Here is an 11,880-nt window from a genome sequence, read left to right as displayed (position 1 = left end):
CCGCATCCGCCGTAACCCAACTCTCCGCATCCCCCGTCACCTCCCCGAAAAACACCAGACCAACGACTGGCAACCACCATGAAAAAAATCCTCCCAGCCCTACTGACTGCCACCTTCGCCCTCGGCTGCACCCAAACCACCGATCGGGCCGAACCGCAACAAACCGGCGTCGACACCTTCCCGCTCACCCAGGTCCGCCTGCTCGACGGCAGCCCTTTCAAGCGCGCCGAACAGACCAACCTGCGGTACGTTTACGCCATGGACCCGGACCGACTGCTCGCGCCCTACCTGCGCGAAGCGGGGCTGGAGCCGAAAAAAAGCACCTACGGCAACTGGGAAGGCTCCGGGTTGGATGGCCACATAGGTGGTCACTACCTGACGTCGTTGGCGCTAGCCTACGCATCCACGGGCGATGGTGAAGCCCTGCGTCGCCTGGATTATATGCTGGACGAACTTCAGCGCGCCCAGCAGGCCAATGGCAATGGTTACCTCGGCGGTGTGCCGGGCAGCAAAGCCTTGTGGGAAGAAATTGAGCGGGGCGAGATTGACGCCGACCTGTTCGCACTGAATGGCAAGTGGGTGCCCTGGTACAACGTGCACAAGGTCTACGCCGGCTTGCGCGATGCGTATCTGATTGCGGGCCGCGAACAGGCGTTGGACATGCTGATTGAGTTGTCGGACTGGACCATCGACCTGGTGGACGGTCTGAGTGATGAGCAGATTCAGGCTATGTTACGCAGTGAACACGGCGGCATGAACGAAGTGTTTGCCGACCTGGCGGACATTACCGGGGAAGAAAAATACCTGCGTCTGGCGAAACAGTTTTCCCATGAGCAGATTCTGGACCCGCTGCTGCAACATCAGGATGAACTGAATGGTCTGCACGCCAACACCCAGATCCCGAAAGTGGTGGGCTACCAGCGAGTCGCCGAAGTATCGGGCGACCCGGAATGGTCTGAGGCGGCGGATTACTTCTGGCGTACGGTGGTGTACGAACGTTCCGTGGCCATCGGTGGCAACAGCGTGCGTGAGCACTTCCATCCGACCGATGATTTCAGCTCCATGGTCAGCGATCGGGAAGGGCCGGAAACCTGTAACACCTACAACATGCTCAAGCTCTCCAGGCTGCTGTACGACGATGCCGCCGAGCTGGAATACATCGACTACTACGAGCGGGCACTGTACAACCACATCCTGTCCAGTCAGCACCCGGATCACGGCGGCCTGGTGTATTTCACGCCGATGCGTCCGGGGCACTACCGGATGTACTCCCAGCCGGAACAGGCCATGTGGTGTTGTGTCGGTTCGGGGATTGAAAACCACTTCAAATACGGCGAACTGATTTACGCCCACAACGATCGGGATCTCTACGTCAATCTTTTCATCCCGTCCCGTCTGACCTGGGAGCAGGCCGGTATCACCCTGGCCCAAGAAACCGCCTTCCCCGATACCGACGTGACCGAGCTGACGCTGGAAAAAGGCGAGGGCCGTTTTGCCCTGAAGTTGCGCTATCCCGTCTGGGTTGAGCCCGGTGCGCTGGAGGTGTCCATCAATGGTGAACGTGTAGAGACCAAGGCCTCTCCCGGTGAGTATGTCAGCATCGAACGGAACTGGCAGGCGGGCGATAAAGTCCGGGTTACCCTGCCCATGACCACCCGGTTGGAGCAGCTGCCGGACGGTTCGGATTATTACGCCGTACTTCATGGCCCCATCGTGTTAGCCGCCAAAACCGATGTGATTCAAAATGAGAAACTGAACTTCCTCAGCGATGACAGCCGCATGGGACATATCGCCGATGGCGCTCTCTGCCCACCCGAGGCGACACCGGTGATGGTCAGCGAGCCAGAGGCGTTTCTGGAACAGTTGTCGCCGGTACCGGGTCAGCCGATGATCTTCCGTGCCAGCGCCGGGCTGGACGTGGCCGACCAGGACAGCGTGGATCTGATACCCTTCTATCGCGTGCACGACAGCCGCTACACCATCTACTGGCCCCAGGCCAATGGCGACCAGAGCGAAGCGCGGATGAAAGCCGAGCGGGAGCGCCTGGCGTTGGACGCGCTGACCATTGATGCAGTGGCACCGGGAGAGCAACAGCCGGAGTCGGACCACTTCTTCAAGGGTGAGAATACCGAGGCGGGCGTTCATCTCGGGCGCCACTGGCGCCACGCGTCCGGTTGGTTCAGCTACGAGCTGCGCGATCCCCAGCGCCAAGCCAAGTTCTTACGCATCACCTACTTCGGGGGCGATGCCGGTCGCTCATTCGATATTCTGATCAATGGCCAGACATTGGCCGAAGTGACCTTACCGGAAGGGAAGGGCGCGGATTTCTATCATGTGGACTACGAGCTGCCAGTGGCGTGGGTCCGTGAAGCCGAAGAGGGCGTACTGACCCTCAAATTCGAAGCCAAGCCCGGCTCCATAGCCGGCGGCATCTACGGCGTCCGCCTGCTGCGCGATAAACCTTGAAGGCTTCGGTAACGGCGGATGCGGCTTCCCAGTGTATGCGTAGGGCGGATAAGCGCGAAGCGCGCATCCGCCGTTACCACGCCCCGAATCTCCCAAGCTGCGCAGGGCGGATCGGTCCGACGCATCGGAGGCCAACGGCCGCATCCGCCGTTACCCAACCCATGCATCCATCGTTCACACATTGGCTCCCGTAGGGTGGATAAGGGGCGAAGCCCCGTCATCCACCGACTTAAACCGGAGCGAACCTACCAAGGCAACACCTGCCCATTCGAATGCCAAAAGGTCCCGGTATTTTCCAGACTCAGCTCATCAATCCGCTGCACCAACCGCTGGGCAGCCTCATCCGGCGTGATATCCCCGTGACCACCAATCATTTCGGTGCCCACCAGACCGGGGTGCAAGATGGCTACCGCCACCTCCTGTTTCTTCAGATCTTCCGCCAGCGACTTGCCCGCCGCGTTTAACGCCGCCTTGGACATCCGGTAACCGTAGCGACCGCCGCTGGTATTGTCCGCGATGGACCCCATCCGGCTGGTGATCAATGCGACCTTGCCGCCCTTGGCCAACTGCTTGTGCAGGGCATTGGTCACCAAAAGCGGTGCCAGCGCATTGGTTTCGAACTGGTCCCGGATACTGTCGACGTTCAAACGCCCCAACTGTTCGTCCCGCAGGATACCGGCGTTGTTGATCAAAAGGTCGATCGATACCCCTTCAAGGGCCGCGACCAGCGTCTCGACGCCTTTGGGGTCGGCCACATCCACCCCATCAATAATAGTGGCCCCGCTGTTGGCCAGGGCATCCGAAGCCTGGCGACAGGCGGCGTACACCTTGTCCCCCCGGGCAATAAACCGTTTCACAAAGGACAGGCCAATACCGCGGTTGGCGCCGGTGATTACCACAGTCTTGCTCATTGGGAGAACCTCCGTTTTTTGAGTGGGAAATGAAGGGATGGGGGGTAAATACCGGGTTTCAACCCCGAGGAGGGAGGTTGATGGTTCTATTTAACATATATATAGGAAGGCTGGATGCCAAAATGGCGACCTGGAGGGATATGTTTGAGCGGACATGACCTGAACCCCACCTTAATTATCATATATATTATGATGAAATATGCGTTATATGGGGTCCGAGGATAAATTATCTGTGGTATATCAAAAGTATTTGCCTTAAATGCCCCAAAATAGAGCGATAAATGTATGATAAAAGGGTTGCTAGGCTTATTGTCATACGATAGTATTGTTTTGCTCCGTTATTAAAAATAACCAGTACTTGGGAGCGAGCCGGACCATATCGGCAGTTCTCAGGTGCGACTATGAAACCCGCAGGAGAGTTGCAATTATGTTTAAGCGTTCCCTACTAAGCCGCAGTATCGCTGCGTCCATCGCCCTGGCTGGCCTGCCCATGCTGGCTCAAGCCCAAGACACCCAAGACGAGCCTCTGCTAGAAGAAGTCGTTGTTACCGGTATTCGTGCAAGCTTGAACAAAGCCATTGATATCAAACGCGAATCCATGGATGTCATGGACTCCATCGTGGCAGAAGATATCGGTAAGCTGCCGGATAACAACGTGGTTGAGTCTCTCCAGCGTGTAGCTGGTGTTCAGGTTACGGATCGTGCCGGTGGTGAAACCAACGTGGTCAGTATCCGCGGTCTTACTGATGTGAGCACCACGGTAAACGGTCGTACCATCTTCACAGCTTCTGGCCGTGCTGTTGCGCTGGCGGATATCCCCTCTACTCTGGTTTCACGAGTTGATGTGGTCAAGAACCGCTCAGCGGAAACCTACGAAAACGGTATTGCCGGCCAGATTGACGTGCACACCTTCCGTCCGTTTGATTTCGACGGCTCTCGCGTATCGGTTTCTGCTCGTGGCATTTACTTGGAAGAAGCTGAAGAAGTGAACCCGACCATCAGTGCGCTTTTCAGCGATCGGTGGGATACCGCAGCGGGGGAGTTTGGTGCACTTGTTAACGTGTCCTATAGTGAAACCAAATATCGTGACCAGTCCACTACGCCGGGGGCTCAAATACCATTTATTGCCCAAGGTCGAGATCTTCCAGATGACCCAAACATCCTTGATGCGAACGGTAATGTTGTAGATCAGCGTTATGTAGATCTACAGCGTATTTTTCCGACTCGTCCTGGCGTGCAGGAAAATCCAATTTGGACCGCTGGTTTAGAGAATGGCTTGCCGACCGCGCAGGGGTCAACATTGGATATAAACGGTGATCCTGCAGAATACTACATTTCCCGTGACGCGATGTTCATGTCGGACTTCACCGGCGAGCGTGAACGCCCCGCTGCCAATGTGTCTTTTCAGTTCGCGCCGAATGACCGTAGCGAGTACACCTTTGAAGCGTTCTACAATGGTTACCGTAACGAAGGTTTCAACTCATTAAACTTTGCCTTTGTAGATTGGTGGGGCAGCCTTGGTGGGTTGAGCGATGACGTGACTGATACCTTTGAGCTGTATGAAGGAACCAACGTCATCAAAGAGCGTACCATTCGTGATGGTTTCACCTTTGGTAGCGGTGACTACTCAACCGGAAAAACCGACTCTTATGTTTACGCTCTGGGCGGTGACTGGGAGCTGACCGATAAGCTCAACCTGAAGTCTGAACTGGTGTACCAGGACAGTGAGTTTGAGTCCAGCTTCATTGCGATGCGCAGCACCAATGTTCGCTATGAAACCTACGCCAACTTCAGCAATAACCCGAGCATTGAGTTCCGGGACAACCCGGCCACTCCGGATGTTGATGAAGGCGATCAAAGCGACATTTCCCAGTTCGCCATGGCGGAAATGTACGATAGTGGAGAGCGCAACGAGGGTTCTGCAGTTACCTTTACCGCCGATGCCGAGTACTTCACTGACGGCGCGTTCTTCAAGAAGATCGATTTTGGTATCCGTCACGACGTGCGCGATGCCACCGAGTACGCACGTACTCAGGACGCTGCACCTTGTGATGTCGTAAACACCACTGGCGATGCGGCTAACTGCCAGTTCTCTACTTATGAAGATGATGGCATTGCGTACATCAACAGTGGCTTTATGGATGCGCTGGACGTGCCTCGCACTTGGGCGGTGGTTGATGGCCCTTACCTTAAGGCAAACCGTGATTACTTCACTGGTCTCTACGGTCTGGATGCCAATGATCCGCTGCTGGAAGAGTTTGCCATCGAGGAGACCAACACCGCACTGTACGTCGATGCGGAGTTTGAGACCGAAATCGCTGGTAAGCGTCTCGATGGTCAGGTTGGCCTCCGCTACGTTGATGTGACCACCGATACCGTCTTTACCGATCAGGTGGACTTCTCTGAAACCGAGGGCAGCACAGACAACCAGGAGCTTCTGAGCTTCTTGTCTCTGCGCTACAACCTTACTGATGAGCTGATCGCGCGCTTTAACTACGGTGAAACGCTGCGTATGCCCGGATTTGGGGACCTGAATCCGACCATCAACTACTTCGACGATATCACCAACATTGGTTATGGTACTGCGACTGGCGGCAACGCCGACTTGCAGCCGACCACTTCCCAGAACTACGACTTGTCTCTGGAGTGGTACTTCGGTGATGCCAGCAATGCCTACGTAACTCTGTTCCAGCGCGACATCGAAGGCCTGGTTGTTGGTTTCCGTAACCGAGTGAACCGCCAGATTGAAGGTTATGAAACAGATACTTTCATTCTGTCTCAGCCGGATAATGCTTCAGATGGTGAGCTGTCAGGTGTGGAAATCGGGTTCAACTACTTCCCCGAGAACCTCGAAGGCTACTGGGACGGTCTGGGTGTCCAGTCCAGTTTCACCTTCCTGGATTCGGAGCAGGTTAACCCGGTTACTAACAGCGAAGGTGAAGTGACCAGCTACGAAGTGGGTCCGATGTTTGGTGTGTCTGACACCTCCTACAGCGTAGCGGTGGCTTACGAGCGCGATACTTTTGACGCCCGTCTGGCTTATGTATGGCGTGAAGACTTCCTCAACAACAATGAGGCCGCTTTGTTCGCCAACCCGCTGGGCGTGTACCGCGACCCGCAGAGCTCTCTGGACTTCCAGTTCAGCTACAACGCAACCGATGAGTTGGTGCTGACTTTTGATGCAACCAACCTGACTGATGAGGTTTACCAGAGCCGTTACGGCAACAGTGATCTGCATACCTTCGGTAACTGGCAGATCAGCCGCACCTTTGCCCTGGGCGCTCGCTACTCCTTCTAAGGAGCGCGAGCAACCATCAAGGTTGCGTACCGTTCAAACCGAACTTGGCCAACCCTCCGGGGTTGGCCTTTTTTTTGTGTCTGGCCTCCCGGCCGCCTGCTGTTATACCATTCACCTTTGACCGCCGACTTTTACCCATTCAGAGGAATCTGATCTATGCCCGTTCAATCCGCCCCGTTCGAAAGTCTTCCCGATGGCCGTGAGGTCACTCAATTCATTTTGCGCAATAGCAAGGGGATGGAAGTCCGCCTGATCAACTACGGCGGCATCATTACCCACCTGTTCGCGCCGGACCGGAACGGCAATGTTGCCGACGTGGTTGTGGGGTTTGATGAACTTGCCCCTTATCTGACGGATTCCCCGTATTTCGGGGCGCTGATTGGCCGCTTTGGCAACCGTATCGCGGGCGGCCAGTTTGAGCTGGACGGCGTTGAGTATCGCCTGGATCAGAACGATGGTGAGAACCATCTGCATGGCGGGGTTGAGGGTTTTGACAAAAAACTCTGGGATGCCGAACCGTTTGAGGATGACCGTGGTGCCGGCGTCCGCCTGAGCCTGGTCAGTCCCGATGGCGATCAGGGGTATCCGGGCAACTTGTCCGTCACCGTGGAGTATTGGCTGACCGATGACAATCAATTGATTACCGACTACCGTGCTACCACGGACAAGGCGACCCCGGTCAACCTGACTCAGCACAGCTATTTCAATCTGGCGGGTAAGGGCACCGTGCGCGACCATCAGCTTACCCTGAACGCGTCAAAGTACACCCCGGTCAGTGACAAATTGATACCGGAAGGGCCTCTGGTTGAGGTGGCCGGTACGGCCTTCGACTTCCGTAAGCCCAAAACCATTGGGGCGGAAATTGACGCGGATGACATTCAGCTAAAGCGCGCCAACGGTGGCTATGATCATAATTTTGTCGTCGACCGTCAGGGTGGGCAGGGTGAGGTGCTTGCCGCGCGGGCCGAAGAGCCGGTTTCCGGGCGTGTGTTGGAGGTCTGGACGGAAGAGCCGTGTTTCCAGCTGTACACCGGCAATTTTCTTGACGGTTCGGTGGAAGGGAAGGGTCAAAAACAGATCCGTCACGGCGCCTTCTGCGTCGAACCGCAGCATTTTCCTGATTCGCCCAATCAGGACCGTTTCCCGTCCACGATTGTGCGTCCGGGAGACACCTACCACACCCGGATGAGCTTCCGTTTTTCTGTTTCCTCGTGAGGCTTGAGAATGAAAAACCTTATACAGTTATCCGGTGTGTTTGGGGGATTGTTGGTTGCTGGTTGTGTTGCACTGCCACAGAACTCTGACGTTGCATTGAACAGTCCGGATGGCAGCGTCCGGGTCAGTGTTTCGCTGAACGCCCAGGGTGCGGCGGAATACCAGGTCTTTCACGACGAGCGAGCCGTGCTCGAGCCGTCGGACCTGGGCATCCGTTTACAGAATGCCGCTTTTGAACAAGGTCTGTCTCTGACGAGCGCATCCGAGCCGGCACTGGTGGAAGACCACTATGAAATGCACCAGGGCAAACAGCTCGACATTCACTATCAGGCCAACGAGCAGACGCTGCGTTTTGCCAACGCCGAGGGTGAGCCCCTGGTGATTCGTCTGCGCGCCTCCGATGACGGCGTGGCCTTTCGCTACGAATTTCCCGGTGAGGGCGCCAAGCGTTTTGAGCGGGAAATCACCTCGTTCGATTTTCCTGCGTCGGCCAAAGCCTGGATGCAGCGCATGCAGGTGGTCAACACCGGCTTCGAAGGCACCAACCCGGCGTACGAAGAACATTACGAAATGGAAATACCGGTAGGCACCGAGTCTCCCACGGAAGCCGGCTGGGTTTTCCCCGCCCTGTTTCACAGCAATGGCGACTGGGTGTTGCTGAGTGAAGTCGGGATGCAGGGCAATTTTCACGCCTCCCGCCTTCAGCCAGAGTCACCGGAAGGGGAATACCGAATTGGCCTGCCGATGGAAGGGGAGGTGTTCAGCGGGGGCGAGCGACTCGCCCATGACACCGGCGCCTTTCACTCGCCCTGGCGCACCATTACGGTCGGTAGCCTGGCCGATATTACCGCCTCCACCATGGGCACCGATCTGGCGGAACCCTCGGTGATTGCAGACGCCGACTTTGTTGAGCCGGGGATGGCCAGTTGGAGCTGGGGGCTGCTCAAGGATGAATCGATCACCTACGACATTCAGAAGTGGTACATCGACTACGCGGCTGACATGGACTGGGAATACACCCTCGTGGATGTGAACTGGGACCAGAACATCGGCTACGAGCGCATGCAGGAGCTGGTGGACTATGCCGCGTCCAAAGAGGTGGGGTTGATTCTCTGGTACAACTCCGCTGGAGACTGGAATACCGCGCCCTATACCCCGCGAGACAAGCTGTTGACCCGGGAATCCCGGCGCGCGGAGTTCGCCCGTCTGCAGGCAATGGGTGTGCGTGGTGTCAAAGTGGACTTCTTCCCCGGCGACGGACAGTCCGCCATGGCCTACTATCGGGACATGCTGAAGGATGCCGCCGACTTCGAGCTGATGGTCAACCATCACGGCTCCACCCTGCCGCGCGGCATTCAGCGGACTTTCCCGAACATGATGACCATGGAGTCGGTACACGGCATGGAGATGGTGACGTTCTTTCAGGAAACCGCCGATAAAGAACCCAGCCACGCGGCCATGCTGCCCTTTGCCCGCAACGTGTTTGACCCCATGGACTATACGCCCACGGCCTTCAATCATCTGCACAATCCAAAGGTGACCCGCAAGAGCCGAAACGGCATGCAATTGGCGATGCCGGTGGTCTTCGTGTCCGGGCAGACGCACATCGTGGAGACGCCGGACGGCATGGCGAAGGTGCCCGAGTATGTCAGGGCGTTTTTGCGTGATCTTCCCGTAGTGTGGGACGAGTCCCGCCTGCTGACGGGCTATCCGGGTAAGCATGCGGTTTTTGCCCGGCGCTCTGGCGAGCGCTGGTATATTGCCGGTCTCAACGGCGATAGCGAGCCGAAGTCTCTGGAATTGGACCTGTCCTTTATTGGCGGTGCGGAAGGCACCCTGATCACGGACGGGAACGAGCCCCGATCCTTTGAGCAACGCGCCGTGGAAGCCGGCCCGCTTGAGCTGACCCTGGCACCCGCCGGTGGGTTCGTGGCGGTTTTCGAGTAGGTTTTTCCGCTATTGGTAGTATAAATTATTATAGTATAAACTGTGTGCTTCATCCCGCCCGGCACTGCCGGGCCGGGTTGGCAGGAGAGAGCCGGCGCTAGTGTACCCCGTCACTAATACCGGTCCGTCAAATAAGAGGTGCACAATGAAACACGTTATTACTGGTTGGAGCCGATCGATGGCTCTGATCGCTCTGGCACTGGCCACCCTGGCCGGCTGCGCCACTCAGGGCGACTCCAATTCATCCTCCACCGCCGAGCGCGATGGGACCTTTACCAACCCGCTGTTCCCCAATGGCGCGGACCCCTGGCTGGAATACTGGGACGGTAACTACTACCTGACCACCACCACCTGGACCGCTGAGCTGGTGATGCGCAAGTCTCCGACCCTGGCGGGCCTGGCGGATGCAACCCCGGTCAACATCTGGTCCGATACCGACCCGAAACGCAACGCCAACTTCTGGGCGTTTGAGTTTCACCGTCTGAAGGGCCCCAACGGCTATCGCTGGTACGTCATGTACACCGCTGGTCAGGACGGCACTCTGGATCACCAGCACCTGAACGTGCTTGAGAGTGTGGGAGACGACCCCATGGGCCCCTACGAGTACAAGGCGCCGATCATGCCTGACCAGTGGAACATCGATGGTACCTACCTCAAGCAAGACGGCAAACTGTACCTGCTGTACTCCCAGTGGCACGGTGACGAACAGTTGAACCTGATCACCGAAATGGAAAACCCCTGGACCCTGAAGGAAGGTTCCCCCAAGACCGTTATTACCCGCCCCGAGCTGGACTGGGAAATCAGCGGCCGTAAGGTGACCGAGGCGGCGCAGATTCTTCAGCGCAATGGCCGTACCTTCATGATCTATTCTGCCAGCTACTGCAATACCCCGGACTACAAGCTGGGTATGCTCGAGTTGGTGGGCGATAACCCCCTCAACGCGGATCACTGGAAGCAGTATCCGGAGCCAGTGTTCCAGCGCGGCAATGGCGTCTACGGCCCCGGTCACAACGGCTTCTTCCCCTCGCCGGACGGCACCGAAGACTGGCTGGTGTATCACGGTAATTCCTCCGTTGAGCACGGTTGCAGCTCCACTCGCTCCCTGCGCGCCCAGAAGTTCACCTGGAACGAGGATGGCACCCCGAATTTTGGAGAGCCCATTCCCGAAGGTCAGCCGGTACAGCGCCCCTCGGGTGAAAATGGTCCGCTGGTAACCCGTATTCAGGGGCAGCACTTCCAGATCGTGAATGCCACCACCGACCTGTGCCTGGATATCGCCACCGCACCGGAAGACAACCGCACCCGCCAGGCGGCCTGTAACCCCAACAACGGTCAGTGGGTCATTGACCCGGTCACCGATGGTTATTTCCGTATCGCCAACAACCACGACAGCAAGTTTCTGGAAGTGGAAAACTGCAGCACCGGCGACAATGCTCGGGTACAGCAGGCCGCCTGGCGCAACAACGCCTGCCAGGAATGGAGCCTTGAGACGGGTGATGGTGGCCACAGCGTGATCACCAACCGGGCTACTGGCAAGCCGCTGGCGGTCGCCGGTTGTTCGGCCAATGAAAATCAGTCGGTTCTGCAGCAGAGTGAAGACAGCGTATGCAAGCAGTGGCGCCTGCAACCGATGAATGAAGTGGCCATCATCAGTGAGCAGAGCGGTCGTGTGGTCAGCGTCGCCGGCGATGATGCCAACGTCGAGCAGCACGCCTGGACCTATGGCGACCACCAGAAGTGGCGGTTCAAGCCCACCGATTCCGGTTACTTTGAGCTGAGCCCGAGCAGTGCCGATGATCAGTGTCTGGCGGTGACTGACGAAGCGGTCGTTCCCGGTGCCAATCTGGAAGTGGATGAGTGCGGCTCCAAAACCAGCCAGTGGGGCATCAAGTTCCTCGAGGGTGGTGCAGTCAGCCTGGTGAACCGCTATACCACTGAGGTGGTGGATGTGGCCAACTGCGGCCTGGCCGATGGTACCAATCTGGCCCTCGGCCCCGACCTGGAAAACCGCTGCCAGCGCTTCCATCTGCGTGCGGCGAACTG

6 protein-coding genes are annotated in these 11,880 nt (G+C 57.3%); 5 read left to right on the top strand and 1 reads right to left on the bottom strand.

The window, feature by feature from the left end:
* Window positions 1-78: 78 nt before the first annotated feature.
* Window positions 79-2,466, top strand: a complete 2,388-nt coding sequence (locus B3187_RS09585) for a glycoside hydrolase family 127 protein (RefSeq protein WP_286806044.1) — start codon at window positions 79-81, stop codon at window positions 2,464-2,466.
* 245 nt (window positions 2,467-2,711) lie between these two features.
* Here B3187_RS09585 and B3187_RS09580 read toward each other — a convergent pair whose 3' ends face one another.
* Window positions 2,712-3,377, bottom strand: coding sequence for an SDR family oxidoreductase (locus tag B3187_RS09580; protein ID WP_286806043.1), 666 nt, complete (start codon window positions 3,375-3,377; stop codon window positions 2,712-2,714).
* Between the two features lie 490 nt (window positions 3,378-3,867).
* Here B3187_RS09580 and B3187_RS09575 point away from each other — a divergent pair, with 490 nt between their 5' ends.
* The 4 genes from B3187_RS09575 to B3187_RS09560 all read left to right on the top strand — a co-directional run.
* Window positions 3,868-6,675 (top strand): TonB-dependent receptor, encoded by a 2,808-nt coding sequence (locus tag B3187_RS09575; protein WP_286806041.1) that lies wholly within the window; start codon window positions 3,868-3,870, stop codon window positions 6,673-6,675.
* Window positions 6,676-6,831: 156 nt separating this feature from the next.
* Window positions 6,832-7,890 (top strand): aldose epimerase family protein, encoded by a 1,059-nt coding sequence (locus B3187_RS09570; RefSeq protein ID WP_286806039.1) that lies wholly within the window; start codon window positions 6,832-6,834, stop codon window positions 7,888-7,890.
* Window positions 7,891-7,899: 9 nt separating this feature from the next.
* Entirely contained in the window at window positions 7,900-9,837 is a 1,938-nt protein-coding gene (locus B3187_RS09565; RefSeq protein ID WP_286806037.1) for a glycoside hydrolase family 97 protein, read from the top strand.
* Between the two features lie 178 nt (window positions 9,838-10,015).
* Window positions 10,016-11,880: RICIN domain-containing protein (locus B3187_RS09560; protein WP_286806035.1), on the top strand; the 1,865-nt coding region annotated here is incomplete at its 3' end.

Source organism: Marinimicrobium sp. UBA4209, from assembly GCF_002381585.1.
GTDB classification, from domain to species: domain Bacteria; phylum Pseudomonadota; class Gammaproteobacteria; order Pseudomonadales; family Cellvibrionaceae; genus Marinimicrobium; species Marinimicrobium koreense.
The sequence above is the reverse complement of the archived record's forward strand: the minus strand, read 5'-3'. Positions and strand labels throughout refer to the sequence as shown.

Coding starts and splice junctions, on each gene's coding strand:
- B3187_RS09585 (WP_286806044.1), top strand. CDS start 79: ATGAAAAAAATCCTCCCAGCCCTACTGACTGCCACCTTCGCCCTCGGC.
- B3187_RS09565 (WP_286806037.1), top strand. CDS start 7,900: ATGAAAAACCTTATACAGTTATCCGGTGTGTTTGGGGGATTGTTGGTT.
- B3187_RS09570 (WP_286806039.1), top strand. CDS start 6,832: ATGCCCGTTCAATCCGCCCCGTTCGAAAGTCTTCCCGATGGCCGTGAG.
- B3187_RS09580 (WP_286806043.1), bottom strand. CDS start 3,377: ATGAGCAAGACTGTGGTAATCACCGGCGCCAACCGCGGTATTGGCCTG.
- B3187_RS09575 (WP_286806041.1), top strand. CDS start 3,868: ATGCTGGCTCAAGCCCAAGACACCCAAGACGAGCCTCTGCTAGAAGAA.